Source organism: Allobosea sp. LjRoot9, from assembly GCF_964252745.1.
Lineage (GTDB): Bacteria > Pseudomonadota > Alphaproteobacteria > Rhizobiales > Beijerinckiaceae > Allobosea.
Genome location: NZ_CAXUPC020000007.1, coordinates 60,439 through 86,502 on the forward strand (window position 1 = coordinate 60,439; position 26,064 = coordinate 86,502).

At 66.6% G+C, this 26,064-nt stretch carries 22 protein-coding genes; 13 read left to right on the plus strand and 9 right to left on the minus strand.

Translation table 11 applies throughout. The features are described 5' to 3' along the window. Positions 1 to 52 precede the first annotated feature (52 nt). The 7 genes from ileS (at position 53) to mutL (ending at position 10,321) form a co-directional block, all read left to right on the plus strand. A complete protein-coding gene (ileS, locus tag ACSQ3P_RS23150; protein WP_436167837.1) occupies positions 53 to 3,010 on the plus strand; it encodes an isoleucine--tRNA ligase in 2,958 nt (985 codons plus the stop codon). After that, a complete protein-coding gene (gene lspA, locus ACSQ3P_RS23155) occupies positions 3,010 to 3,489 on the plus strand; it encodes a signal peptidase II (protein WP_436167838.1) in 480 nt (159 codons plus the stop codon). The genes ileS and lspA overlap by 1 nt, the downstream gene beginning before the upstream one ends. A 74-nt stretch (positions 3,490 to 3,563) precedes the next feature. Beyond that, the gene (locus ACSQ3P_RS23160) at positions 3,564 to 4,229 is read left to right on the plus strand and encodes a hypothetical protein (RefSeq protein ID WP_436167839.1); all 666 of its coding nucleotides are present in this window, start codon (positions 3,564 to 3,566) and stop codon (positions 4,227 to 4,229) included. A gap of 79 nt (positions 4,230 to 4,308) precedes the next feature. Further along, positions 4,309 to 5,601, plus strand: coding sequence for a M16 family metallopeptidase (locus ACSQ3P_RS23165; RefSeq protein ID WP_436167840.1), 1,293 nt, complete (start codon positions 4,309 to 4,311; stop codon positions 5,599 to 5,601). 56 nt (positions 5,602 to 5,657) lie between these two features. Beyond that, complete coding sequence (locus ACSQ3P_RS23170; protein WP_436167841.1) at positions 5,658 to 6,953, plus strand: M16 family metallopeptidase; 1,296 nt, start codon at positions 5,658 to 5,660, stop codon at positions 6,951 to 6,953. A 45-nt stretch (positions 6,954 to 6,998) separates the two neighbouring features. Next, positions 6,999 to 8,321 carry a glucose-6-phosphate isomerase gene (locus ACSQ3P_RS23175; protein WP_436167842.1) on the plus strand — a complete coding sequence of 441 codons (1,323 nt, stop codon included), beginning with the start codon at positions 6,999 to 7,001 and terminating at the stop codon, positions 8,319 to 8,321. 185 nt (positions 8,322 to 8,506) lie between these two features. Beyond that, positions 8,507 to 10,321, plus strand: coding sequence for a DNA mismatch repair endonuclease MutL (mutL, locus tag ACSQ3P_RS23180; RefSeq protein WP_436167843.1), 1,815 nt, complete (start codon positions 8,507 to 8,509; stop codon positions 10,319 to 10,321). Between the two features lie 61 nt (positions 10,322 to 10,382). Here the strand turns inward: mutL and ACSQ3P_RS23185 are convergent, their stop codons facing one another. The 3 genes from ACSQ3P_RS23185 to ACSQ3P_RS23195 form a co-directional block, all read right to left on the minus strand. Beyond that, positions 10,383 to 11,024: a glutathione S-transferase family protein gene (locus ACSQ3P_RS23185; RefSeq protein WP_436167844.1), complete on the minus strand. Its 642-nt coding sequence runs from the start codon at positions 11,022 to 11,024 to the stop codon at positions 10,383 to 10,385. A gap of 129 nt (positions 11,025 to 11,153) precedes the next feature. Continuing rightward, on the minus strand, positions 11,154 to 11,714 hold the full coding sequence (rsmD, locus tag ACSQ3P_RS23190; RefSeq protein WP_436167845.1) for a 16S rRNA (guanine(966)-N(2))-methyltransferase RsmD: 561 nt from the start codon (positions 11,712 to 11,714) through the stop codon (positions 11,154 to 11,156). A gap of 11 nt (positions 11,715 to 11,725) precedes the next feature. Continuing rightward, on the minus strand, positions 11,726 to 13,489 hold the full coding sequence (locus ACSQ3P_RS23195; protein WP_436168041.1) for a pseudouridine synthase: 1,764 nt from the start codon (positions 13,487 to 13,489) through the stop codon (positions 11,726 to 11,728). Positions 13,490 to 14,250: 761 nt separating this feature from the next. Between ACSQ3P_RS23195 and ACSQ3P_RS23200 the strand changes: the two genes are divergently transcribed. Both ACSQ3P_RS23200 and ACSQ3P_RS23205 read left to right on the plus strand, forming a co-directional pair. Beyond that, positions 14,251 to 14,712, plus strand: a complete 462-nt coding sequence (locus ACSQ3P_RS23200) for a nucleoside deaminase (protein WP_436167846.1) — start codon at positions 14,251 to 14,253, stop codon at positions 14,710 to 14,712. 142 nt (positions 14,713 to 14,854) lie between these two features. Continuing rightward, positions 14,855 to 15,175 (plus strand): hypothetical protein, encoded by a 321-nt coding sequence (locus ACSQ3P_RS23205; protein WP_436167847.1) that lies wholly within the window; start codon positions 14,855 to 14,857, stop codon positions 15,173 to 15,175. A 150-nt stretch (positions 15,176 to 15,325) separates the two neighbouring features. Here ACSQ3P_RS23205 and ACSQ3P_RS23210 read toward each other — a convergent pair whose 3' ends face one another. Further along, positions 15,326 to 15,493, minus strand: coding sequence for a hypothetical protein (locus tag ACSQ3P_RS23210; protein WP_436167848.1), 168 nt, complete (start codon positions 15,491 to 15,493; stop codon positions 15,326 to 15,328). A 589-nt stretch (positions 15,494 to 16,082) separates the two neighbouring features. Between ACSQ3P_RS23210 and ACSQ3P_RS23215 the strand changes: the two genes are divergently transcribed. From ACSQ3P_RS23215 to ACSQ3P_RS23225, 3 genes are all read left to right on the plus strand, one after another. Then, positions 16,083 to 18,722, plus strand: a complete 2,640-nt coding sequence (locus ACSQ3P_RS23215; protein WP_436167849.1) for a methyl-accepting chemotaxis protein — start codon at positions 16,083 to 16,085, stop codon at positions 18,720 to 18,722. Continuing rightward, entirely contained in the window at positions 18,697 to 19,119 is a 423-nt protein-coding gene (locus ACSQ3P_RS23220) for a hypothetical protein (protein ID WP_436167850.1), read from the plus strand. The genes ACSQ3P_RS23215 and ACSQ3P_RS23220 overlap by 26 nt, the downstream gene beginning before the upstream one ends. A gap of 262 nt (positions 19,120 to 19,381) precedes the next feature. After that, entirely contained in the window at positions 19,382 to 20,215 is an 834-nt protein-coding gene (locus ACSQ3P_RS23225) for a GNAT family N-acetyltransferase (RefSeq protein ID WP_436167851.1), read from the plus strand. A 173-nt stretch (positions 20,216 to 20,388) separates the two neighbouring features. On the opposite strand, the gene ACSQ3P_RS23230 is transcribed toward ACSQ3P_RS23225, so the two are convergent. Continuing rightward, a complete protein-coding gene (locus tag ACSQ3P_RS23230; protein WP_436167852.1) occupies positions 20,389 to 21,132 on the minus strand; it encodes a sulfite exporter TauE/SafE family protein in 744 nt (247 codons plus the stop codon). A gap of 107 nt (positions 21,133 to 21,239) precedes the next feature. On the opposite strand from ACSQ3P_RS23230, the gene ACSQ3P_RS23235 reads away from it, so the two are divergent. Next, entirely contained in the window at positions 21,240 to 21,983 is a 744-nt protein-coding gene (locus ACSQ3P_RS23235) for an ArsR/SmtB family transcription factor (protein ID WP_436167853.1), read from the plus strand. Here the strand turns inward: ACSQ3P_RS23235 and ACSQ3P_RS23240 are convergent. From ACSQ3P_RS23240 to purD, 4 genes are all read right to left on the minus strand, one after another. Further along, positions 21,943 to 22,752, minus strand: a complete 810-nt coding sequence (locus ACSQ3P_RS23240) for a patatin-like phospholipase family protein (RefSeq protein ID WP_436168042.1) — start codon at positions 22,750 to 22,752, stop codon at positions 21,943 to 21,945. The genes ACSQ3P_RS23235 and ACSQ3P_RS23240 overlap by 41 nt on opposite strands. 84 nt (positions 22,753 to 22,836) lie before the next feature. Next, on the minus strand, positions 22,837 to 23,562 hold the full coding sequence (locus ACSQ3P_RS23245; RefSeq protein ID WP_436167854.1) for a haloacid dehalogenase type II: 726 nt from the start codon (positions 23,560 to 23,562) through the stop codon (positions 22,837 to 22,839). A gap of 146 nt (positions 23,563 to 23,708) precedes the next feature. Beyond that, a complete protein-coding gene (locus ACSQ3P_RS23250; RefSeq protein WP_436167855.1) occupies positions 23,709 to 24,623 on the minus strand; it encodes an alpha/beta fold hydrolase in 915 nt (304 codons plus the stop codon). 127 nt (positions 24,624 to 24,750) lie between these two features. Beyond that, a complete protein-coding gene (gene purD, locus ACSQ3P_RS23255; RefSeq protein WP_436167856.1) occupies positions 24,751 to 26,031 on the minus strand; it encodes a phosphoribosylamine--glycine ligase in 1,281 nt (426 codons plus the stop codon). Positions 26,032 to 26,064: the final 33 nt, after the last annotated feature.

Consider the following 26,064-nt stretch of genomic DNA (forward strand, 5'->3'; position numbering starts at 1 on the left):
CGCGCCAGCCTCGAATGGCCCGCTTGTCCGCATTGCCCGAGCCGGACCCGAGATGACCGACAAAGCCGCCGACAAGACCGAAGCCGTCGACTATTCCCAGACGCTGTTCCTGCCCCAGACCGAGTTCCCTATGCGCGCGGGATTGCCGCAGCGCGAGCCGGAACTGCTCGCCCGCTGGGCCAGGATCGACCTCTACAAGAAGCTGCGCGCCACCGCGAAGGGGCGCGACCGCTTCGTGCTGCATGACGGCCCGCCCTACGCCAATGGCAACATCCATATCGGCCATGTGCTCAACAAGGTGCTGAAGGATCTCGTTGCGCGCTCGCAGCAGATGCTCGGCTTCGATTCGAACTATGTGCCCGGCTGGGACTGCCACGGCCTGCCGATCGAATGGAAGATCGAGGAGCAGTACCGCGCCAAGGGCCTCAACAAGGACGACGTGCCGGTCGTCGAATTCCGCAAGGAATGCCGCGCCTTCGCCGAGAAATGGGTCGATATCCAGCGCGAGGAGTTCAAGCGCCTGGGCGTCGAGGGCGATTGGGCCGACCCTTATCTCACCATGGCCTATCCCGCCGAGGCGCAGATCGCCCGCGAGATCATGAAGTTCGCCGAGACCGGCCAGCTCTATCGCGGCTCCAAGCCGGTGATGTGGTCCGTGGTCGAGAAGACCGCGCTGGCCGAGGCCGAGGTCGAGTATGAGGAGCATGTCAGCGACACGGTGTTCGTGGCGTTTGCGGTCGTCGCGCCTGCTGGCAGCCTTGCTGATGCCTCGATCCTGATCTGGACGACCACGCCCTGGACGATCCCCGGCAACCGCGCGATCTCCTTCCACAACAAGATCGCCTATGGGCTTTACCGCATCACCGCAGCGCCCGAAGGCAATTGGGCCAAGGTCGGCGCGAGCTATGTGCTCGCCAAGAACCTCGCCGAAGGCGTCTTCAAAGCGGCGAAAGTGGAGGCTTTCGAGCTGGTTTCGGATGTATCTGCCCATGAGCTCGCCGGCCTGACCTGCGCTCATCCGCTGCGCGGCCAGGGCTATGATTTCGACGTGCCGCTGCTCGACGGCGACCATGTCACCGACGATGCCGGCACAGGCTTCGTCCACACCGCGCCTGGCCATGGTCGCGAGGACTTCGACGTCTGGATGGCTAATGGCCGGATGCTGGCCGAGCGCGGCATCGAGACCCATATCCCCTACACCGTTGATGCCGATGGTCGCTTCACCAAGGATGCGCCAGGCTTCGAGGGCAAGCAGGTCATCACCGACAAGGGCGAGAAGGGCGACGCCAACGAGGCCGTGATCAAGGCCCTTGCCGCCAGCGGCCACCTCGTCGCGCGCGGTCGGTTGAAGCACCAGTATCCGCATAGCTGGCGCTCGAAGAAGCCGGTCATCTTCCGCAACACGCCGCAATGGTTCATCGCCATGGACAAGGCGATCGAGAGCCTGGGCAATCGCACTTTGCGCGAGGTTGCGCTCGGTGCGATCAAGGACACGCAATGGGTGCCCGCCGCTGGTGAGAACCGCATCAACGGCATGATCGCCAACCGCCCCGACTGGGTGGTCTCGCGCCAGCGCGCCTGGGGCGTTCCGATCACCGTCTTCGTCGAGAAGGAGACGGGTGCAATCCTGGTCGATGCCAAGGTCAATGCCGCGATCGCCAATGCCTTCGAGCTGGAAGGTGCCGACGCCTGGTTTACCGACCTGGATGGCGCACGCTTCCTGAAGCCCTTCGGCTACGACCCGGCTGCCTATGAGCGCGTCACCGACGTCCTCGACGTCTGGTTCGATTCAGGCTCGACCCACGCCTTCACGCTGGAGAAGCGCCCGGATCTGCGCGCTCGCCGGCGCGGCGATGGCGGCAATGACCGGGTGATGTATCTCGAAGGCTCCGACCAGCATCGCGGCTGGTTCCATTCGAGCCTCTTGGAAAGCTGCGGCACGCGCGGCCGGGCGCCCTTCGATGTCGTCCTGACCCACGGCTTCTGCCTCGACGAGAAGGGCGAGAAGATGTCGAAGTCGAAGGGCAACGTCACCGCCCCGCAGGACATCATCAAGGATTCGGGCGCCGACATCCTGCGCCTCTGGGTCGCGGCGGCCGATTATTCCGACGATCTGCGCATCGGCAAAGAGATCCTCAAGACCTTCGTCGAGACCTATCGCAAGCTACGCAACACCACGCGCTGGATGCTCGGCACGCTCGCCCATTTCAGCGAGGATATCCGGGTCAACGAGCCGCAGACCATGCCGGAGCTGGAGCGGTTGATGCTGCATCGGCTCGCCGAGCTCGGACCGCAGGTCGAGGAGGCCTATCGCACCTACGACTACAAGAAGGTGGTGAATCTGCTCTCGCAGTTCATGAACACCGAGCTTTCGGCCTTCTATTTCGACATCCGCAAGGACGCGCTCTATTGCGATCCGTTGTCGAGCCATGTCCGCAAGAGCGCACTGACGGTCGTCGACCATCTCTTCCGTTGCCTGGCCACCTGGCTCGCGCCGATCCTGGTCTTCACCACGGAAGAGGCCTGGCTGGAGCGCTATCCCGAGCAGAAGGCTATGGACGCCTCGGTGCATCTCGAACTCTTCGCGCAAGCGCCTGAAGGCTGGCTCGATCCCGAGCTCGCCGAGCGCTGGAGCAAGATCCGCCGTGTCCGCCGCGTCGTTACCGGCGCGCTGGAGCTGGAGCGGGCGGGCAAGCGCATCGGCTCCTCGCTGGAGGCCGCGCCCAAGGTCTATATCGATGATCCCGATCTGAGGGCCGCGCTCTCGGGCGTTGATCTCGCTGAGATCAGCATCACCTCGGGCATCGCGATCAGCGCGAACGAGGGGCCGCAGGACGCCTTCCGCCTGGCCGATGTGCCGGGCGTCGCGGTCGTCTCCGCGCGGGCGCCGGGCGTCAAATGCGCTCGCTCCTGGAAGTATTTCGATCCCGCTCTGGCCGATCCGGCCTATCCGGAGGTGACGCCGCGCGACGCCAAGGCCTTGCGCGAGCTTGGGCAGCGCGCGCGATGATGCCGGCGCGCCGCCTCGGCATCTTCATCGTCGCCCTGGTCTTTGGGCTCGATCAGGCTCTCAAGCTCTGGCTGCTCTTCGGGGTTCGGCTGGCCGAGAACGGCCCTTTCGAGGTCGCGCCTTTCATGGAGATCGTGCTCGCCTGGAATCGCGGCATCTCCTACGGCCTGTTCCAGCAGGATGGCGACCTCGGTCGCTGGTTCCTGGTCGTGATCTCCTTCGTCGCCGCGATCTGGCTCGGGCGCTGGATGTGGCGCGAGACGCGGCGATTGACCGTCGTCAGCCTGGCGCTGATCGTCGGCGGGGCGCTGGGCAACGGTCTCGACCGCGCGGTCTATGGCGCTGTCGTCGATTTCGTGCACCTGCATCACGGCAGCTTCAGCTGGTACATCTTCAACGTCGCCGATGCGGCGATCGTTGTCGGCGTGGCCGCTCTGCTATATGAGTCCTTCCGTTCCAGCCCGGATAAGCCGGCATGATGCGCGCTTCGCCATCGTTTTGCCGCGCGCCTGAGGTTGAAGTGGGGATGAAAAAATCCCGAGGGAGGTTTGAGATGGCTCATCGCATCCGCGTGACGCATTGGCTTCTGGCCGGTGGGCTGTTGCTTGCGACCTCGCCCGCCTTCGCGCAGGAAGGCATGCTCTTCAAGAATCTGATGGAGGGCGTCATCGGCGGCAAGGCCAATAGCGACATCGAATACCGGCAGCGGCCGCCGCTCGTGGTGCCTCCCGGTTCGACCCTGCCGCGACCGCAGGAGCCGGCGAGTTCGCGCAATGCCGCCTGGCCGAACGATCCCGATATTGCCCGGCGTCGCGCCGAGGATGCGCGCGCGCTGGTGCCCGCGACCGAACGCGAGAAATACAAGGACAATCAGCGCCCGCTGCTGAGCCAGGAAGAGCTGCAAAAGGGCCGTGTCGGCGGCCGCGACAGCCGGCCGTTCCAGCCGCAGCAGTCGAAGACCTATGAGGAAAACATCGCCCCGATCCGCACCGGCCGCGACATTGCCGCGGGCAAGAACGCCGAGGATCTGGCGAGCTTGACCTATGGCAGCGAGCCGGAGCGGAAATATCTCTACGAGCCGCCGGTCGGCTATCGTCGCCCGGCCGGGACGGCGCCGGTCGGACCTGGCCGGAATGGCCCGCGCGAGGATACGCAAGCCTTGGGGCAGAAGGAATTTGTTCAGGGTACGCCCATGCCGACCCTGCCGGCGCTGAACTGAGACGGGCGTCGCGTCTGGTTCTCTGGGGGATGGCGGCCTATATGGGGTTGATGCCCTGCCGCCAACCCACGGTCCCGCGATGACGATCCATATCCCGCCGACCCGCATGAGCGCGCCTGTCGAGTCGTTTCGGCTCGGCAATGGCCTTGAGGTCGTGGTGGTGCCCGACCATCGCGCCCCGGTCGTCACCCATATGGTCTGGTACCGTAATGGCTCGGCCGATGATCCGGCGGGCAAGTCCGGCATTGCGCATTTCCTCGAGCATCTGATGTTCAAGGGCACGGCGCGCTGGCCGGCCGGCGAATTCTCCAAGATCGTCGCCGGTTTCGGCGGGCAGGAGAACGCCTTCACCTCCTACGACTACACCGCCTATTTCCAGCGTGTGCCGAAGCAGCACTTGCGCGCCATGATGGATTACGAGGCCGATCGGATGACCGGGCTCGCCTTCGATGAGAGCGTTGTCGGGCCCGAGCGCGACGTCGTGCTCGAAGAGCGCCGCATGCGCGTCGATTCTGATCCGGCGGCCCAGCTCAGCGAGGAGTTCTCCGCGGCGCTGTTCGTGCATCACCCCTATGGCACGCCGATCATCGGTTGGGAGCACGAGATCGAGGAGCTGAACCGCGACGACGCCTTCACCTATTACCAGCGCTTCTACACGCCTGAAAATGCGATCCTGGTCGTCGCCGGCGATGTCGAGGCGAAGGAGGTGCGCGAGCTTGCCGAGGCGACCTATGGCCAGATCGCCGCGCGCGGCGAGGCGCCCTCCCGCAAGCGTCCAGCCGAGCCCGATCCGCGCGCGGCGCGCCGCGTCACGCTGAGCGATCCGCGCGTGCACCAGCCTTCGCTGCGCCGGGGCTGGCTGACGCCGACCTATCTCAGCGGCGATCGGACCGAGGTCTTCGCGCTGGAGCTCGCTGCAGAAATCCTTGGCGGTGGCACCACATCGCGACTTTATCGCAGCCTCTGCGTTGAGCAGGAGCTCGCCGCCGGCGCCAGCGCCTATTTCATGGGCTCGATGGTCGATCGCTCGGCTTTCCAGGTCTCGACCAGCCCGCGCCCGGGCGTGGAGATGGCCGTGCTTGAAGCTGGCCTCGATGCCGCACTCGCGACCTTCCTGGCGGAAGGGCCCAGTGAGGTCGAACTGACACGCGCCCGCACCCGGCTTGTTGCCGAGACGATCTTCGCGCGCGACAGCCAGTCTTCGCTCGCCCGCATCTTCGGGGCCTCGCTCGCCGTCGGTGAGACCGTCGAGGATGTGCTGACCTGGCCGGAGCGCATCGAGGCGGTTCCGCGCGAGGCGGTCGTCGAGGCGGCGCGCCGTTATCTCCGGCCCGACCGCTCGGTCACTGGCCTTTTGCTGCCGGTCGCCTGACCGTTTGCCCTCCTTTCAACCGGGCGGGGCATCACGTCCCGTTTTCAGGAAGCGACATGAACGCGCCCATTCCCGTTGCCCATTCCGCGACCGCTGGCCCCTCAGTCTCCGTGCAGAAAGTCCGCTCCACTGCCGGAGTCGAGGCCTGGCTGGTCGAAGAGCATAGCCTGCCCCTGATCGCGATCGACTTCGCCTTCGACGGTGGCGCGACCCGCGACCCCGCGAACGGTGCCGGCAGCGCCTATATGATCTCCGGCCTGCTCGACGAAGGCGCGGGCGATCTCGATGCCGAGGCCTTCCAGGGCAAGATGGCCGACCACGCCATCAGCCTCGGCTTCGATGCGCGCCGCGACGATTTCCATGGCCAGCTCCAGACCCTGTCGCGCCATCGCGATACCGCTTTTGAATTGCTGGCGCTGGCGCTCAACGCGCCGCGTTTCGACGTCGACGCGGTCACGCGGGTGAAGTCGCAGATCGTCGCCGGACTGCAGCGCCAGGCGCAGAACCCCGAGACGCTCTGCCGCAATGCGCTTTATGCGGCGGCCTATCCCGGCCACCCCTATGGCCGGCCCGAGAAGGGCGATATCGACAGCGTCTCGAAACTTGAGGCGGCAGGGCTGAAGACGCTCACCCGCGATCTGCTCAGCCGCGGCGGCCTCAAGATCGTCGTGGTCGGTGACATCACCGCCGACGAACTGGCGCAGCGCCTCGACCAGGTCTTCGGCGCCTTGCCCGAGGGCAAGCCGCGCGCTCTGCCGGGCGCGCCATTGCCGATCCAGGGGCTTGGCCAGACCCATGTCATCGATCTCGATGTACCCCAGACCGTGCTGCGCTTCGTCGGGCCGGGATTGATGCGCAACGATCCCGATTTCATCGCGGGCAGCGTGCTGAACCATATTCTCGGCGGCTCGGCCTTCACCTCCCGCCTCTTCCTCGAGGTGCGCGAGAAGCGCGGCCTCGCCTATGGCGTCTCCTCCAGCCTGCTGCCCCTGCGCGAGAGCGCCATGCTCGTCGGCGGCACCGCGACGCGCAACGACCGCGCGGCGGAATCGCTTGCCGTCATCCGCGAGGAGATGGCCAAGCTCGCCAATGAGGGGCCGAGCGAGCATGAGGTCGAAGAGGCCAAGCGCTACATCATCGGCTCCTATCCACTGCGCTTCGACACCTCGCCCAAGATCGCGGCCGAACTGCTCAGCCTCGCCGTCAACGGCTTCGAGCCGGAGTTCCTGAGCGAGCGCAACCGGCTCTTCGCCGAGGTCACGCTTGCCGATATCGGCCGCGTGGCCAAGCGTCTGTTCGGCGATCCGCGCTTGCTGGTGCAGGCTGTCGGCCGGCCAGTCGGCCTCGTCTGAACCCTCTCGTCCTTTCCCTTAGGCACAGCGACGGACTTCATCACCATGCTGCAGCAAAGCTTAGATCTCGCGCTCGAATCCGGTGTCGGCAAGGGCGGCATTCCCGATGCCGCTTTCGAGCAGGCATTGGCCGATCTTGCTCCCGCCCTAGTGCGGCTGCAGGGCCAGGCGCGGGATCATTCGCTGCCGCTGCTCGGCCTGCCCGCAGACACTGCCGATCTGCCGCCGGTCCATGCCGCGGCGAAGCGCCTCAAGGCGGGCGCGACCGATATCCTCGTGCTCGGCACCGGCGGCTCCAGTCTCGGCGGCCAGACGCTGGCGCAGCTCGCCGATTACGGCATCTCCGGCCTGTCGCGTTTCGCGCCTGAGCCGCGCGTCCACTTCATCGACAATCTCGACCCTGACACCTATTCGCAGCTGCTCGCCAAGCTGCCGTTCAAGACCACGAAATTCGTCGCCATCTCGAAGTCGGGCGGCACAGGCGAGACCTTGCTGCAGAGCATAGCGGTGATCAGCGCCCTGCGCGCCGCAGGCTTCAGCGATGCCGAGATCGGCGAACGTTTCCAGGGCCTGTCCGAGCCGGCGATCCCCGGCAAGCTGCATCCGCTGCGCGCGCTGCTGGAGCCCTTCGGCGTGCCGTTCCTCGAGCACCATACCGGGGTCGGCGGGCGTTATTCGGTGCTGACCAATTGCGGCCTGTTGCCGGCCGCCGCGCTCGGTCTCGACATCGAGGCCCTGCGTGCCGGCGCCGCCAAGGCCATGGCGCCGGTCCTGGCGGGCAAGAGCGTGCGCGAGACGCCGGCCGCGGTCGGAGCGGCGCTGCATCTCGCCGCGATGCGTTCCGGCAAGAACATCGCCGTTCTGATGCCCTATGCCGACAAATTCGCGCTGCTGACGCGCTGGTGGATGCAGCTCTGGGCCGAGAGCCTGGGCAAGGACGGGCAGGGCACGCAGCCTGTCGGCGCGCTCGGCCCGGTCGATCAGCATTCGCAGCAGCAGCTCTATCTCGCCGGCCCGAAGGACAAGTTCTTCACGGTGCTGACGGTCGGCGCCAAGGGCAAGGGTCCCAGGATCGATGCCGAACTGGCCGGCAAGATCGGCCAGGACGATTTCGCCGGCAAGACGATCGGCGACCTCGTGGCCGCGCAGGGCGTCGCGATGATCGACACCTTCGCCAGGAACGGCTGCTCGGTGCGCCGCTTCCATGTCGATGAGATCGACGAGACCATCCATGGCGAGGTGCTGATGCACTTCATGCTCGAGACGGTCCTGACCGGCTATGCCATGGGTGTGGACCCGTTCGACCAGCCGGCGGTCGAGGAAGCGAAACTCCTCGCCAAGCACTATCTTGCTGAGGGGCGCAGCTGAGTCGCCGTTACCTTGTCATTCCGGGGCTTCGCCCTCGGGTCCGACCTTCGGTCGGCCCAAGGATAGACAGGGCGAAGAACCCGGAACCTACGACCGGGTGAACCTGAAAGCGCATGATCGGCTCGCCCGGTCGTAGGTTCCGGGTTCGGCTCTGCGAGCCGCCCCGGAATGACTGATGGAGCGCCATGACCGTTCGCCGCCTCGATCCCGTTCTCGTCGACCGCATCGCCGCCGGTGAGGTGATCGAGCGGCCGGCGGCTGCCGTGAAGGAGCTGGTCGAGAACGCGATCGACGCCGGCGCGCGCGCGATTTCGGTCACGATAGCGGCCGGTGGGCGCGAATTGATCCGCGTTGTTGATGACGGCTCCGGCATGTCGCCTGAGGATCTGGCGCTGGCGGTCGAGCGCCACGCCACCTCGAAACTGCCCGATGGCGACCTTTTCGCGATCAAGTCGCTAGGTTTTCGCGGCGAGGCCTTGCCCTCGATCGGCTCGGTTGCGCGGCTCTCGATCGCGACCCGCCGGCATGATTCCGCCCATGGCCACGGGCTTGTCGTCGAGGCTGGCGAGAAGGGCGTGGTGCGGCCGGTCGCTGCGGCGGCAGGAACGCGCATCGAGGTGAGCGATCTTTTCGCCTTCACTCCGGCGCGGCTCAAATTCCTGAAGAGCGATCGCGCCGAGGCGCAGGCCGTCTCGGAGATGTTGCGTCGGCTCGCCATCACGCATCCGACGATCCGCTTCGCACTCGACGGCGATCACGTCACCGGGTTCGACTGGCCGGCGGAGGCGCACGGCGAGGATGGCATGCTGCGCCGGCTGGCGCGCGGGTTCGGGCGCGATTTCCCGGAAAATGCACTGCCTTTGGATGTGGCGCGCGAGGGCTTCCACGTCACGGGCTTTGCCGGCCTGCCGACCTTCCATCGCGGCACCTCGGCCGGGGTGCATCTGGCGGTGAACGGCCGGCCGGTGCGTGACAAGCTGCTGCTCTCGGCTGTGCGCGGCGCTTATGCCGATGTCGTGCCCTCCGATCGGCATCCGGTGCTGTTTCTCGATGTCGCCTGCGAGCCGCGCCTCGTCGACGTCAACGTCCACCCGGCCAAGAGCGAGGTCCGCTTCCGCGATCCCGCTCTGGTGCGCGGCCTTGTCGTCTCCGGGCTGAAGGCGGCTCTGGCCGAGGCCGGCCATCGCGCCACCACGACCGGCGGGGCGCGGACGCTGGAGGCCTTTCGCGCGGTGTTCGCGGGCAATGGGAGTGCTTCCGTCCCGCGCCCGCATTTTCCCGAAACGCCGGCATGGCCCAGGCCCGCCGCCGGCTTCGGCGAGGCGGCCCAGGCGGGCTTCGAGAGCTTCGCTGGACCCTCCGCCGATGCGCGCGCGCATGCTGCCGAGCCCGCTCCCGATGCGCTCGACCGGCCGCTCGGCGCGGCGCGGGCGCAGCTGCATGAGACCTATATCGTCGCCCAGACACGTGAGGGCGTTGTCATCGTCGATCAGCATGCCGCCCATGAGCGGCTGGTCTATGAGCGGTTGAAGGCCGAGCGCGCCAAGTCGGGTATCGCCCGGCAGGCGCTGCTGCTGCCGGAGGTCGTCGAACTCGATCCCGTCGATGCCGATCGCCTGAATGCGGCGACCGACGAACTCGCGACGCTGGGGCTCGGCATCGAGGCTTTTGGGCCCGGCGCGGTGTTGGTTCGTGAGGCGCCGAGCCAGCTCGCCGGCGGCAATCTCCAGAAGCTCGTGCGCGATGTCGCAGATGCGCTGGCCGAGCACGGCCAGATCTCCTCGATTCCGGGCTCGCTCGAACGCCGGCTCGACCATGTGCTGGCGACGATGGCCTGCCACAACTCGGTGCGCGCCGGCCGCCGCATGCGCCCCGAGGAGATGGACGCGCTGCTACGCGAGATGGAGGTCACGCCCAATTCAGGCCAGTGCAACCACGGCCGGCCGACCTATGTCGAGTTGAAGCTCACCGATATCGAGAAGCTGTTCGGGCGGCGGTGAGGATCAGGTCGCGATCTTATAAGAACGGAACAACGCTTCCGGCGTCATACGGGCCTCGGTCTCATAGCCATGGCTGCGGTATGTGCTCTTGCGCATGGGCGCGCTGAACGGCTGGCCGCTCGATCACGCGTCGCAAATACGCCCCCAAATGCGATCGGCTGGTGGCGGGCCGGGGCATACCGCGAGACCAGCGCGCGAGGGTGAACAAGTAGGCGTCGACAGCCGAGTATGTATCACCCAGGAACCACGGGCCGCCGTGGCGCGCCAGCTCGTCTTCCAGGCGATCGAACTGGCTATTCACGCGCTGCTCTGCGGCCTGCTTGATCTCCGCCTGCGCCTCGACGGAGACGGCGACCTTGTTGGGGTGCAGGTAGAGCGACAAGTTCGCGTGCGGCGCGGTCGCAAGCCACATAAGCCATTTGTAAAATTGCGGCCTGAGCACGCTACCCTGCGCAGGTATAAGCGTTGCTCCTCCCTTCAACTCAAGCAGGTGAAGGATGATGGCCGTGCTCTCGTAAAGAACCAGGCCATCGCTTTCCAGCACAGGCACGAGCCCATCAGGATGCAAGGCGCGATAGGATGGGTTGTTGCTCGGACCTTTGTGCAGATTGACGAATGAAAGTTCGTATTCTGCCCCGATTTCTTCAAGAACAATATGGGCGGCGAGGCTGATAAAGCCGGGGTAATAATGAAGTCGCAGCATCCAGACCTCGCAATCCGAGACGGCCTCAAGCTCGCTTTTCCTGAGGGCTGATCTGGAGGAGGTCAAATTGCGCCCACAGGATGAAGCGCTCCAGCTTCTGGCACAGGATCGACCTTGCGGGCCGATATCCTATCCCAGCCGCAGCAGAACCACCTGCGTCTCGCCATAGTCACGACGCTCGACCACGGCGAAGCCTTCCGGCACGGTAATCTCCACGCCCGCCGCCTCTTCCAGCACGATGAGCGCGTCCTGCGTCAGCCAGCCGCCTAGCTGGGCCGAGACCAGCGCCTTTTCGCCCAGGCCCTTGCGATAGGGCGGGTCGCAGAACACCAGCCCGAAGGGCGGCATCGGGCTCGCCGGGCCGAGCTTGGTGGCGTCGCGGCGGAAGACGCGGCTATGGCCGGCGAGGCCGAGATTCATCTGGTTCTCGCGGATCAAGCCGCGCGCCTCGGTACCGTCATCGACCAGCAATGCGAATTCAGCGCCGCGCGAGAGCGCCTCGAACGCCATCGCGCCCGTGCCGGCGAAGAGATCGAGCACGCGCGCGCCCTCGACCACGTCGTCATAGGCGTGGGCGAGCACGTTGAAGAGCGATTCCCGCAAGCGGTCGGAGGTCGGGCGGATCGTCCCGATCCCCGGTTTGGGGCCGGCGAGCGGCCTCCCGCCGAAGCGTCCGCCGACGATCCTCATCGCTTCAGCCCTCAATCACGCTTGCCGCGTCCACCGCCACCAGGGCGCGGACCCTTGCCGCCGCCTCCCGGGCGACCGCCGCCGGGCTTGCCACCGAAGGGGCGTCCGCCGGAGGGCTTGGCCCCAAAGGGCTTGCCGCCGCTGCGCTCGCCGCCCGCGCTGCGACCAGCCGGCCGCTCGCTCGAGCGCGCGGCATAGCTCTTGGGCGCACCGCCCGGCTTGTCACCGAAGTTGCGGCCGCGCGGACGCTCATCGCCGCTGCGCTCGGTGGATCGGCGCGCGGGACGCTCGCTGCCGTCTCGGGGCGCGCGTTCGGGACGCTCGCTGCGCGATGCCGCATCCTGGCGCGGCGCTGCATCCTGCCAGGGGCGCTCGGAGGCGCGGTCGCGGCCACCGGCCTCTTCGCGTGGGCGGCGGACCGGGCGTTCGCCGCCGCTCGCGCGCTCCTGTGTGCGTGGCGGGCGCCCCCCGGCCGAGCCGCGCTCGCTGCGCGGCAGGCGGTCTGGCCGGCGTTTGGGATTGACGCCCTCGCGGGCCGGGCGCTCCGCGCGCGAAGCTCTTTCCTCGCGGGGCGCGGCGCTGACGCGCTCGACCAGCACGCGGCGGCCATTGGGATCCTCGATCGCCTTGTCGCGGCGGCGGACCACCTCGCCGGTGGCCTCGCGCGTCTGGCGCTCGATCTTGGGATCGGCGCCACGGCGTGGCGGCGCCTTGCGCTCGCGCTGCGGCTCCGCCTCGGCATCGCGCCAGACGGTGCGTTTCCACGGCTTCTCGCTGCGGTCGTCCTTGGAGGGCGTGCGCACGGCGTCGCTCTGCCAGCGCTCCCGCTCGGGCTTGCCGTCGCGGTCGCCTGCCTCACGCCGGCGCGGCCGGTCGTCGCCGCTGGGCGCGCGCGGGGGCGCCGCCGGCATCTCGTCGCGGCGGGGCGCCTCCAGATCGACGCCGGCCCTCGCGATCAGATCTTCGCCGAGCTGGTCCCTGAGCACGCGCGAGCGGATCTCGTCGACCTCGCCCTCGGGCAGGTCGCCGAGCTGGAACGGGCCGAAGGAGACCCGGATCAAGCGATTCACGTCGAGGCCCAGATGCTCGAGCACCGTCTTGACCTCGCGGTTCTTGCCTTCGCGCAGATCGACCACGAGCCAGGTGTTCGAGCCCTGCTGGCGCTCGAAGCGAGCGACGATCGGGCCGTAGGCAATGCCCTCGATGGTGACGCCGTCGCGCAGCGTGTCGAGCTTGTCCTGCGTCACGGAGCCGAAGGCGCGCACGCGGTAGCGCCTGAGCCAACCCGTCTCGGGCAACTCCAGCATGCGCGCGAGACCGCCGTCATTGGTCAATAGCAGCAGGCCTTCGGTGTTGATGTCGAGCCGGCCGATCGAGAGCACGCGCGGAAGCTCTTCCGGCAGCGAGTCGAACACGGTCGGCCGCCCCTCCGGATCATGGTTCGTCGTCACCAGCCCACGCGGCTTGTGGTAGAGCCACATCCGCGTCCGCTCGCGCGCCGGCAAGGGCTCGCCATCGACCAGCACGACGTCATTGGGGCCGATATCGAGCGCCGGGCTTTCCAGCACCTTGCCGTTCACGCTGACGCGGCCTTCCGCGATCATCGCCTCGCTGTCGCGACGCGAGGCGACGCCGGCCCGCGCCATCACCTTGGCGATGCGCTCGGGTTCCTGCGCGGCAAGCGAAGCGAGGAGCTTGGGCTCGGCGGCGGCGTCTTCACGGCGGGGCCGTTCGAAACGCTTATCGTCACGCTGGCCGAAGCTCTTGCCGCCCAGATTCTTGCCGCCAAAACTCTTGCCACGCGGTGCGGCGCCGTCGCGGGGCGGACGGCTGGAGCTGCGCTCATCCTCGGTTCTGGCGCGGAACGGCCTCTCGCCGCCCTCACGGGGTGGCCGGCTCGCGCTGCGTTCGCCCTCGGGCCTGGCGCGGAAGGGCCGCTCGGCCCCGCCGCTGGCACCGCGGCTCGGGCGATCTTCGCTGCTGCGCTCACGATAGGGCGCTCGCTCGCCCTCGGGCCTGGCCCGGAACGGACGCTCGGCACCGGCGCGCGGCGGGCGCGGAGCACCATCGCGCTGGCCGGCGGGCTTGTCGAAACGACGCTGGGGGCGTTCGCCGCCCTCGGACGTGGCCCGGGCCGGGCGCTCGCCCCCCTCGGGGCGGCTGCGGAATGGCTTGCGCTCGCCACTGGCTGAGCCGGAGCGCGCAGGCCCGCGACCCGCGCCATCACGCCCGAAACCGCCGCCGCGAGAGCCGCCATCTTTGCCGCCACCTTGGCCGCCGCCTTGGCCGCCACCGCGGCCGCCGGCGCCGCCGCCCTTGCGCGGGCCACGGCTTTTCTGGTTGTTGTCGTCGCTCATGATCGCTCCGAAGCATGGTCCGCAGAAGTGGAATGCACTTTCGCGAAAGGCCGATGCTCAAATATTTGATGTCGCGCGCGTCCCCGACCGGCACAATCGAGCCGGACGGAACGCTGACTGATAGCCGGCGCTTGTAGCAGAGCGCCTTGCCGCTCGCGAGCGGTAAAGCAGGGTTTTTGATGGTGCAGGCGAAGGCAAATGGCGTGGACGGCATGGCGCTCGCCCTGATGGAGGCGCGAGCGGCCGCCTCGCGCGGCGAGGTTCCTGTCGGGGCGGTGGTCCTGCGCGAGGGTGTCGTGCTGGCGAGCGCGGGAAACCGCACGCTGGAGCTGAAGGACCCGACCGCCCATGCCGAGATGCTGGTGCTGCGTCTGGCTTGCGAGGAGATCGGCAGCGAGCGATTGATCGGTTGCGATCTCTACGTCACGCTCGAACCCTGCCCGATGTGCGCCGCCGCGATCTCCTTTTCCCGCATCCGCCGGCTCTATTTCGGTGCAGGCGACCCCAAGGGTGGTGCGATCGAGAACGGAGTCAGGCTCTATGCCAGCCCGACCTGCCACCACGCGCCGGAGGTCTATGGCGGCTTGAGCGAAAGCGAGGCTGCGGGGTTGCTGCGGGAGTTCTTCAGGAAGCGGAGATAGGGCGGCGACCATCGGCAGGATCATCTTGATGCGATCCTTATCTTTCCGCCTCGCAATCGAATGGAAGCACGATGCGAGAGCGGGGCAATCTCGGTATTCGGGCCGGCTGGCGTGGATATTGGAGCGCCGTGATGGGGGCGCCATGACGCCTCTGGCCGTTGAGGAGCTCAATCCGATGATCGCCCGTATCGACCCGATCGCCCGCGGTCTTGTTGGCAGGTTCGTTTTCAAGGTTTCTGTTTCCGCCGTGCTGGCGCTGTTCGGCAAATCGGGATTTTTCTTGGCCTTGTCCGGGTTGCTGGCGCTCTACGGAATGATCACGGCGGTGACGGCCGTGATGCAAGGGCAGCGCTTCACGCTGCATGCGCTCAATCAATGGGATGAAGTGCTCTGGTTGAGCATCGCCGCGATGGGCTGCTCGCTGTTGCAGCAGTCCCCGTTGCTGCAACAGGCGACGCCGTGACACATCCGGCTTTCGATCGCTTCGAATTTTACTCGGCGCGATCGAAATAGACACCTGCATCAAGCGGGTGCGGGCGGAGCTGCTCTGTCAAGGATGTCTTGATGGTGCTGCTGGGACGCCTGATTTTGGCGAGAAGCGCCTGCCGCGTGTTCAATGCGGCATGTTCAGCCAAGCACGGAAGCCGACGATACTGGCCAGAAGCGCCAGCAGAACAAATGTGTGCAGCAGGTCCCGACTTGCTCCGTCGTCGCGTCGAGATTGCGGCGTCGCCCGGCAAATGGGTTCGCCGCGGCGCAGCAGCGTTTCATAGGTGACCATCGCAACCTCCTGCGGGAGCCCGGATGATCGGTCGCCGATGCGTAAGATTGCTATTGGGGAGATCTGGTCGAGCATAAGTGACGCATAAGACGTCGTGTATCAGATGGGCAGGCTGGCGACTGGATTCTGGCGACCTTGCGAGACGTCATTTCAGATGTCAGGAGAGCAACATATTGCGTCCCGCCGAAGGTTCGGGCTGCGGCTTGGCGACCAGCTTAATTGTACGCCATTCAAGCTCGAAAGCCGCGTTCGATCAGCGGATCTGCAACAAGATCCCTCCAATTCCAGTAATCCCGCAGGAAACACCGGTTAAACATCCCGGCGGCAATCCACTGCCGGTCGAAAAAAACGCGCGATACGCCATGACGTCGAGAGGCTGAAGACGTTTGATCTAGATCAAACACCGTTCCAATAGGGTAGCGGAAGAACTGATCGTTAAGAGATTGAAGCGGGTAGATGGGGTAGGGCGCCCGCCCCGCAAGTAAGAATAACTGTAATGGTAGCTGCGATGCGACTGTCGCTTTTCAAGCCGATTTCGTGGAGCGTTGGCACAAAGATCGCTGTGATCATGGCATTGCTGATGATTCCTATGGGGCATATAACCTTTCTGTTCGTTCAGCAGGTCAGGAAGGACATCGCCTTTTCATCGCTTGAGCTGGATGGTGCAGGGGTCCTGAAGGATCTCTGGCTGGCCTTGTCGGGTGCGACGCAGCCTGATGCCGGCTCGGTCGGCTGGAATGCCGCATTGGCCGGAGTTGCTGCGGTGGAGGCGGCCTCGGAGCGGTTCAAGGCGCGCGAGGCGGTTATCGAATTCAAGCAGGCTCTGGCGGACCCGAAGGCGCGGCTAAAGGCCTGGGAGGCTGGTCAGGGCGCCATCCAGAAGATCGCCGACGGTTCCAACCTGACGCTCGATCCCGATGTCGATTCCTATTACGTGATGGATGTTGCGGCCGTGCGGCTGCCGGAGCTGGTGGTTGCCCGGGCGACCTTGACGGCCGCGCTGCTGCCCTATCTCGGCGGCGCGGCAGCCAAGCCGACGGCGGCACATCAGGATGCCCTGGTCCAGGCCGCGACACGCTTCAGCATCGCGCTCGCCGCGGTTCAGTCCTCGGTCAAGTCAAGCATCGACGGCAATGTCGATGGCACGCTCGGCCGGGCGTTGAAGGCAGCCATAGCCGAATTCGATGCGGCGACAGCGCGCGAGACAAAGCTCGTCGACAGCCTGCGCGCGGCTTTGGCCGGCGATCGGCCCAGCCCGCTTCTGAAGCCTGATGTCGACCAGGCCACAGCCGCCGTGGCGAAGTCTGCCGACGCTTTGTGGCTTGGAACGCATAAGGAGCTGACGCGTCTGATCGAAGCCCGCATCGATGGCTTCAAGAGCAAGATTTTGCGCGACCTGCTGATCGCTGCGGCCGGAGCCATCGCCGCGATGGCGGTGGCTCTGGCTTTCGTCCGCACGATCCGCAATCCGATCGCCGACATCATCGCGACGCTGCGTCGCTTCCAGCAGAACGACTATGCGGCTCCCGTGCCGCATGTCGGGCTCGCCAACGAGATCGGTGAGATCGCCCGCGCGGTCGATCGCGGCAAGGCGGAAGCCGAGCGCACCGCGCTGACCGTAGCGGCGATGAATCAGTCGCCAAGCATGCTGATGATCACCGATCCCGACGAGAACATCTCCTTCATCAGCGCCTCTTTGGCGACTCTGCTGAAGCGGCTCGAGCCGACCTTCTGCAAAGCCGATCCGGATTTCTCCGTCGACGCGATGCTCGGCCGGCATCTCGACTGCTACCGCGCCAACTCTAACCTGGCCCGCAAGCTGCTTGTCGACAATGACGAGGTCCGCAAGGTTCGCTACGACATCGCCGGCGAAGTCGTTCTGGTCGACATGGCCTATGTCCGTGGAGCCGATGGCGTGAAGATCGGCCACACGCTCATCTGGCGCAACGTTACGGCGGAGCTGCTCGGCGAGGCCGAGGTCGCGGCCGTCGTTACGGCAGCCCAGCAGGGGAATTTTTCGGCAAGGCTGCCGCTCTCGGGCAAGGAAGGCTTCGTGCGCGAGATCGCCATCGGCCTGAACAATGTTTCGGCACTTGTCGAACAGGCGACTGGCGAGTTCGCCGAGGTGATGGATGCCGTCGCAAACGGCGATCTGACACATGCGGTCAAGGGCGGCTACCAGGGCGTGCTGGGCTCGCTGAAGGACAGCATCAACGCCACCGTCGACCGCCTGTCCACGACGGTGCGCACGATCCAGACGACCTCTGCGGATGTCGGCTTGGCGGCGCGCGAGATCACCATGGGCGCCGACGATCTGTCGAAGCGCACCGAGGAGCAGGCCTCGTCGCTGGAGGAGACCGCAGCGACGACCGAGGAGCTCGCAGCCTCGGTGAAGGCCTCGGCCCAGGCCTCGAAGCAGGCGGCTGCGATCGCGACCGAAGCGATGCAGGCGGCGCAGTCGGGCGGCACGATCGCGACCGAAGCGGTCGCTGCAATGGCGCGCATCGAGAGCGCCTCGCAGAAGATCTCCGACATCATCCGGGTGATCGACGACATCGCCTTCCAGACCAATCTGCTGGCGCTGAACGCAGCGGTGGAAGCGGCGCGCGCCGGCGATGCCGGCAAGGGCTTTGCCGTGGTGGCCTCGGAGGTGCGCACGCTGGCGCAGCGCTCGGGTGCTGCCGCCAAGGACATCTCCGGCCTGATCTCGTCCTCCAACATGGAGGTCGGCGCGGGCGTCAAGCTGGTGCGCCAGGCCGGCGACGCCCTGACCCAGATCCTGGCCGCCTCGCAAAAGGTCGCGGCCACCATCGCCGAGATCTCGGCGGCCTCGGGCGAGCAGGCCAACGGCATCGACGAGATGAGCCAGGCCGTCGCCCATCTCGACGAGATGACGCAGGCCAATGCGGCGCTTGCCGAACAGAGCGCAGCCTCGGCCGGTTCGCTCTCGGGCCGCATCGTCCAGCTCAATGACCTCGTCGCCGCCTTCAGGACGGGGCCGGAGGGCGCAGCTGCCTCACCGGCCAGCTACGCCCCGGCGCCAGTCAGGGCGGCCCCGGCCGGTCATGGCTCGGAGCCGGCGCGCCTGCGCAAGCTCGCCGAGGCCGCCTTCGGCCAGGCCAGGGCGGAAGCTCCAGCCAGATCCGCTCCGGCCCCGACGCGCGCTTCCGCACCGGCCAAGCGCGCCGTCAACGGACGCGCCAATGATGCTGGATGGGAAGAGTTTTGAACCTCAAGCAGGCTGGGCGCCTGCCGACTGCGCGCCCTTTCTCGCCGGACTGAAACATGGGTGCTTCATGGACGACACGGAAAGACTGAGCATCTGTCAGCGCGCATTGAGTATGATCCTGACCGAGCACGACAAAGCGCTGGAAAGGCTGCGGCGCGAAACAAATCTCTACGAAAGCGCGCGCTTCAGCCAATCCGCTGATGCGGCGGCGATTGCCACACGGGCGCTTTTTCAAACAAGCGCACTCAGCGCCCAAAACGCGCTTGCGCGTATGCGCAATGCCGTGCTGGCCGTAACCACCGCGCAGGCGATCATCAAGGCTGACGAAGTCGAAGCCTGTGCGTTGGACAGTGGTTATCAGCGCAGATCCAGGCCTCCAGCCCGATCGTCGCTCTGAGCTCGATGCAGCGTCATGCGCGTCTCTGGTCATGCGCGTCTCTGAAAGCCGAGCCGGACTTGAAACGAGGTCACCGAAGGCCGACGGGCCGGATCTATGCAGCGCTTAACGTGCAACGTTAGAGCGGTTTCCGATCCAGGTGGATCGATCGACAGCTCCTGCTCTTCGTTTTAACGCGTTTTCTTCACGCGAACCGGTGTCCACTTCGCTCGAAAACGCTCTAGAATGGGTCTATGCAGATTCCCCAACCGCGGGCGGCCGCATGAGCGAGCGCCACATCCGCACGCTCGTATTGGCCGAGGTCGAGCAGCTCATCGACTGGGCCGCCACTGAGGGCTGGAATCCAGGCCTCGACGACGCCGTGGCGTTTCAAGTGACCGATCCCGAAGGCTTCATCGGCGCCTTCGTCGATGGCGAGATGGTCGCCGCCATCGCGGCCGTCGCCTATGGGGCGAGCTATGGCTTCATCGGGCTCTATATCAGCCGCGAGGACATGCGGGGCCAGGGTCATGGCAAAGCAGTCTGGGATGCCGGCATGGCGCGGCTCGCGGGGCGCACGATCGGGCTCGATGGGGTCGATGAGCAATTCGAGAATTACCGTCGGAAAGGCTTTGCGCCGGCCTACCGCACCATCCGTTTCGGTGGCGCTTTCGCAGGCCAGCCGGTCGATCGTCGCAATCTGAGCATCGTCACCGCCGAACTCTTGCCCCAAACCATGGCCTTCGATCGAAGGAGCTTTCCGGAGCCACGGGAGGCCTTTCTGGGGCGCTGGCTCATGCCACCGCATTCGGCCCGCGTCGTGACCTCGCAGGGTGCCGTCACGGGCTATGGCGTGATGCGCAAATGCCGCGCGGGCTGGAAGATCGGCGGGCTGTCGGCCCTGGATGACGCGACTGCCGTTGCGCTCGTTTCGCATCTGGCATCCTCCGTCGAAGGCGAGGTCTTCATCGACGTGCCCGCCGCGCGGCAGCAATTCATCGATCTGTTGACGGATGCAGGGCTTCGGCCCGGATTCCAGACGACGCGCATGTATCGGGGCAAGCCGATCCCGCTCGCTCCCGAATTGTTCGGCGTGACCACGCTGGAGCTCGGCTAGAGACTTCTCCGCACGGCCTCTCACGTCCACGGCCTCTCACGTCATTGCGAGGAGCGTGAGCGACGAAGCAATCCAGAAGGTCTCGCTCGACGGCCCCTGGATTGCTTCGCTGCGCTCACAATGACGGCTCTATCGCCCCGGCCGCCCCCCGAATTCGGGAGCTCAGGCCGCGCTCAGCCAAGTGCTCTGATCACCAGGTAGCAGCCCAGCGCCAGCAGCCCCGCGAAGAAACACATCTTGAAGGTCGCGGCGGAAATCCGGGCACGGATCGCCGTGCCGGCCGCTTGCCCGGCCAGGGCCGGCACCAGCGCCAGCAGCGAGTGCCAGGCGACACTCATATTCAGCGCGCCGGCTCCGACCAGCCCGAAGGACAAGGCCAGCGTCGAGACGATGAAGGAAATGCCGAGCGCCTGGATCAGCTCATCCTTGTCGAGGCCGAGCGCCTGCAGATAGGGCACGGCCGGCAGCACGAAGACGCCGGTGGCGGCGGTCGCGACACCGGTCGCGATACCGATGATGGGGCCGAGCCAACGTTCGACCTGGGCGGGTACGCGCAGCTTGGCTGCCTTCAGGCCGACCAGCGCATAGAGCACCAGCGCGCTGCCGAGCCAGAGCGTGGCCGAGCCGTCCTTCTGCTGCTGCAGCAGGCCTGCGCCGGCCCAGGTGCCGATGCAGATGCCCGCCAGCATCGGCCAGAGCCGAAGCAGGATGGCTTTCAGCCCGGGGCCGGTCGCGATCTGCCAGCCATTGGTGACGAGGTTGGGCACGACCAGCAGGGCCGCGGCCTGGGCGGGTGCCATCACCACGCCGAGAATGCCGACCGCGATGGTCGGCAGCCCGAGCCCGATGACCCCCTTGACGAAGCCGGCAAGCAGGAAGGTCGCGGCGATGAAGAGGATGAGGTGCAGATTTTCCATGGCCGGTTTTCTGGCATTGTTGCCGCGCCCTGTCGCCGCCCGACACTACGGTCGCGGCCGTAGCATTCCGGCTTGGTCTCGCCCGTGCCGAGGAGCAAGATGCCCGCATGAGCACGCATGGTCCTTATCTCGCCGAGATCGCCCATCTGATGGGTGACCCTGCCCGCGCCAACATGCTGCACGCGCTGATGGATGGGCGGGCGCTGACCGCCAAGGAACTTGCCTATCTCGCGGGCGTCGCACCGCAGACCGCGAGCGGCCATCTCGCCAAGCTGATGCAGGGCGGCTTGCTCGGTGTCGCCGCGCAAGGGCGCCATCGCTATTACCGGCTGGCGAGCGTCGAGGTCGCGACCGCGCTGGAAGGCCTGATGGTGCTGGCCGGCACGCAGCCCACCAACCGCCGCTTGCCTTCGCGCGTCGGCGAGGAGTTGAGCCGAGGCCGCACCTGCTACGATCATTTTGCCGGCCGGTTGGGCATAGGCATCCATGACGCGCTTGTCGCGGGCGGGCATCTGAGCGTCGCCGATGGCGGCTATGGCCTCAGCGCTTCGGGCGAGGCAGTGTTCGCCGCGCTCGGCGTCGATCCCGCGCTGCCGAAGGGGCGCCGCGCCGCTTTGCGTCCCTGCCTCGACTGGAGCGAGCGCAAGCCGCATCTCGCCGGAAGCCTTGCCGCCGCTCTGGCCTGTCGCTGCTTCGAGACGGGCTGGGTGCGCCGCAAGAAGGACAGCCGCGCCGTGATCCTGACCGGTGAGGGCAGGGCAGCCCTAGGCGCCGCGCTGCCGGGCTTCCGCTGCGACGAACCGGAGGCTGTCAGTCCCGCCGTTCGAGCGCCTGAGACAGTCTTCGCTTGACCTCGTCCTTGATCGGCTCGGACGCTTCCAGGATCGCTTGCGCCTTGAAGAAGTCGAGCCCGCCGATGCCGTCGACGCCGGCGCGGATCAGGATATCGGGCGGCTGACGCTCGACCATGCGCTGTACGATCGTCCGCGTCAGGATCTGGCTGACGCCGAGCATCGCTTCCAGCGGTTCCGGGATGCGCGTCTCGCTGACGGTTGCGGGCGCGCTGGTGTCGACCGCCATGACGATGCGGCCCCGCGCCAGCAGGCGGTCATAGGGCAGCGGATTGATCGCGCCGCCGTCGATCAGCACATGGCCGTCGATGACGACCGGCCGGATCAAGCCCGGGATCGCAAGCGAGGCCGCGACCGCCGGCGTCAGCGGCCCGTCGCGCAGCAGGACCTCGGCATGGAGGTGGTAGTCGGTGGCGAGAGCCGCGAAGGGGATCTGCAATTGATCGAAGCGGTCGGGCACGGCTTCCGGCCAGAACAGGTCGAGCATGCGCTCGCCGTCGATCAGCACGGGGTTGCCGAGGCCACGCATCAGATCGGTGAACTTGCCGATGCGGGCGTCGAGCAGCCGCGCGATCACGCGGGCGCGGTCGCGGAAGGTCAGCGCGACATGCTCGCGCAGCTCCTTGCCCGAGAGGCCTGCCGCATAGGCCGCCCCCACGATCGCGCCCATCGAACAGCCGACGATCAGAGAGGGTCTGACGCCGAGCTCGTCGAGCGCCTCCAGCACGGGGATATGGCTCAAGCCCCGCGCCCCGCCCGCGCCTAGCACCAAGAAGAGCTCCGGCTCGAGCTCTGGCTCGCCGGAAGCCGGCCGGGACGGTGCGGGTGAGGGCGGTTTTGACATGCCGGCGCCTCAGGCGCCCCCCGCCTCGGCCTTCACAGCCGCCGCGAGATCGCCGAGGCTGGTGAAGCGAAAATCGTAATGCGGCATCGCGCCCGGGTTCATCGTGGCGCCAAAACCCTCATCGGCATGGCGTCGATAGATCCAGCAGGAGGCGAGGCCGATCGCATTCGCCGGCTTGTGGTCGTGGAACATGCTCTCGGCCGTGTGGAGGATGTCCGTCTTGGCGATACCGCGATCGGCGAGCGAGGTCAGCATGTAGTCGAAATTGGCAGCGGCCGGCTTGTAGCTGCCGATATCCTCGGCTGTGTAGATCGCATCGAACGCCACGCCGAGCTTGGCATTGCTGAAGGCGAAGGATTCGTTGTCGACATTGGACAGGATGACGAGCTGATAGTGCTGCTTGAGCGCACGCAACGCCTCGACCGTGTCGGGGAAAGCCGGCCAGTCGCGGACCGAGCGGCCATACGCCAGGCACTCCTCCCAGCTCACCGTCACGTTCCATTCCTCCGCCAGCCGTTTGTAGATCACGGCGAGAAGCTCCCGGTAGAGCTTGCCCGGCGTCTGCAATTGCTGGCGCGATTCGTGCCGGGCATGGGCCTCGAGCACGTCATTGCGGCTCAGCGGCCGTGCGGCCTTGCTGACGAGCGGCTGCAGCGCCGCGACCATCCCGCTCTCCCAGTCGATCAGCGTGCCGTAGCAATCGAAGGTCAGGGCTTTGAAATCGGTCAGTTTCATCGAAAGCTCCTGATCGGAATGCGGCGGAGGTTAGGGCATCGGCCCGAAAAGTGGGAACCGGTTTTCGGGACAAGCCGATGCTGCAGGGCAGCCATGCCGAGCCGGGAACCCCAAGCAAGCGAGCCTGGGTATTCCTCGCAGGCCAGTCAGGTGGCGGGCTTGGACAAAAACGGAAGCAGGGCCGCGAGCGTGGCCGAAGGGTTCTCCTCGGGCAGGAAATGGCCGCTATCGACCGCCAGCCCCTCCGCCTGCGGTGCGAAGGTCGTGCGCCAGATCTCGAGCGGGCTTGCCCCCTTGGCCGGGATGCCGGCCTCGCCCCAGAGCGCCAGAACGGGGCAGAGGATCTTTTTGCCGGCCGCGAAATCGGCCTGGTCCTGGGCGAGATCGGTCGTCGCGCCGGCGCGGTAATCCTCGCAGGCCGCATGGATGCGCGCGGGATCGTTGAAGGATTCGCCATAGGAGGCCATGGCGAGCCTGTCGAAGAGCTTGAGGTCCTTGGCGCGGGTCCAGCTTGCGATCGTGTGGTCGAGCCAACCGAGCGGGTCGGCCTTGATCAGGTTCTCCGGAACCGGCTCGGGCTGGGCCAGGAAGGTCCAGTGATAGACCTGCATGGCGCGCGCCGCAGTCATGCCTTCCCACATCGAGAGGGTCGGCAGGATATCGAGTAGGGCCAGACGCTCGACCCGTCCGGGATGGTCGAGTGCCAGCCGGTATGCGACGCGCGCACCGCGATCATGCCCGACGACGGCGACGCGGACATGCCCCAGCGCCTGCATCACCGCGACGATATCCTCGCCCATGCCGCGCTTGCTGTAGGTCTGCTTGCCGCCATCGCCATGCGGCGCCACCGACCAGCCATAGCCGCGCAGATCCGGGCAGATGACGGTATGCGTCTTGGCGAGTTCCGACGCGAGCTTGTGCCATTCGGCATGGGTCTGCGGAAAGCCGTGGATCAGCACCACGGGCGGCCCCTCGCCGCCGACGCGGGCGAAGATCCTGCCGACCGGCCCGTCGATCCAATGCGCCTTGAAGCCAGGAAAGAGGGAATCGAGATTGCTCATGTTTCGATACTCCGATGAGCGGCGCCGGTGTCGCTACGGCCGCGAGCATGGCTCCTTTTACCAGCTTCGGGAACCGATCATGGCAGCAGCTGTCGTGCGCGATCGGACGCTGCGTCGTGTCGCGATCTCAGCCTTCGCGCTCGCGCTTCACCGCCTGCCAGCCGATGTCGCGGCGGCAGAAGCCGCCTGGCCAGTCGATGAGAGCGACCGCCGCATAGGCGCGTCCTTGCGCCTCGCTGACGGTCTTGCCGAGGCCGACGACATTAAGAACGCGCCCGCCATCGGCGACGAGGTCGGTGGCCGTCTGCTTCGTCCCGGCATGGAAGACGAGCACATCGTCCAGCGCCGCGGCTTTCTCGACGCCCTTGATCACGCTGCCCTTCTCGGGCCTGGCCGGATAACCCTTCGCCGCCAGCACGACGGTCAGCGCCGCTTCCTCCGACCAGCGCAGGTCGAACGCATCGAGCACGCCGTCGCAGGAGGCGAGCAGGGCCGGCACGATGTCGCTCTTCAGGCGCGGCATCAGCACCTCGCATTCAGGATCGCCGAAGCGGACATTGTATTCGATCAGCTTCGGCCCCTGCGCCGTGATCATCAGGCCGGCATAGAGAATGCCCTTGAACGGGATGCCACGCGCGATCATGCCGGTCAGCGTCGGCCGGATGATCTCGGCCATCACCTGCTCTTCCAGCGCCGGCGTCATCACCGGGGCGGGCGAATAGGCGCCCATGCCGCCGGTATTGGGGCCGGTATCGCCGTCGCCGACGCGCTTGTGGTCCTGGGCGGAAGCCATCGCGATAGCATGCGCACCATCGCAAAGCGCGAAGAAGCTCGCCTCCTCGCCGATCATCCACTCCTCGATCACGACCTCGGCGCCGGCCGCGCCCAAGCCGCCCGAGAACATCATGTCGATGGCCTCGTTCGCCTCGGTCAGCGTTTCCGCCATGACCACGCCCTTGCCGGCGGCGAGCCCATCGGCCTTGATCACGATCGGCGCGCCCTGGCTCGCGACATAGGCCTTGGCCTCGTTCGCGTCGGTGAAGCGGCCGAAGCCGGCGGTCGGGATGCCGAATTCGGCGCAGAGCTCCTTGGTGAAGGCCTTCGAGCCTTCGAGCTGGGCTGCGGCCTTGGACGGGCCGAAGGTCTTGATGCCGGCGGCGATGAGATCATCGGCGATGCCGTCGACCAGCGGACCTTCCGGGCCGATAACGGCGAGATCGATGCCATGCAGCTTGCAGAAGCTCGCGACGGCGGAATGGTCGGTAATGTCGAGCACGACATTCTCGCCGCATTGCGCGGTGCCGGGGTTGCCCGGGGCGATATAGAGCCGGTCGCAGAGCGGCGAACCCGATATCGCCCAGGCCAGCGCATGCTCGCGTCCGCCCGAACCGATCAAAAGGATGTTCATCGTGCCGTCTCCACTGCCTGCCCGCGCAATAGC